A 565-nucleotide genomic window follows, 5' to 3' on the forward strand; every position below is an offset into this window, starting at 1 on the left:
GTGTGGCCCGTTCCAGGGAACTGCACTGGCTTTTGAAGGTCGCGACGCGCCCCCTCTCCCGTGCGGGAGAGGGCTGGGGTGAGGGGCCAGGTCTTTCCGGAGAGGTCGCATCCCTCACCCTGTCCCTCTCCCGCACGGGAGAGGGGACCCGCGCTTCGTCCTGATCCGGTATCATCCCGTCGATTCGGTGCCGTGCCGTTGAGACGACCCGGTGAGCAGATCGATTTCCCGGGCACGCCATCTCCGGCGGACACAGACCGCCGCCGAGGCCAAGCTCTGGCGCGTCCTGCGGAACCGCGCGCTCAATGGCTGGAAGTTCCGCCGCCAGTATCCGATCGACCGCTTCATCGTGGATTTCGCCTGTGTCGAGGCGAGGCTCGTGGTGGAGGTCGATGGCGCGACGCATTCGACCGGGCATGAGCTTGTCTACGATGCCGCACGCACGAAAATCATCGAAGCCTGCGGCTTCGCCCTGCTGCGCATCCTGAATGCCGACATCCACCAGGATCTCGACGGCGTGCGCGAGACCATCTGGGCTGCCCTCCCGTCCGGCGATCCGGTGTGC

The 565-nt window shown here is 66.4% G+C and carries 1 protein-coding gene; it reads left to right on the top strand.

The genetic code is table 11. The features are described 5' to 3' along the window. Positions 1-211 precede the first annotated feature (211 nt). Positions 212-565 (top strand): DUF559 domain-containing protein (locus FV233_RS29815; protein WP_147899670.1); only part of this gene is annotated, 354 nt, incomplete at its 3' end.

This window comes from Methylobacterium sp. WL7 (genome assembly GCF_008040085.1).
In the GTDB taxonomy this organism is placed as follows: Bacteria; Pseudomonadota; Alphaproteobacteria; order Rhizobiales; family Beijerinckiaceae; genus Methylobacterium; species Methylobacterium mesophilicum.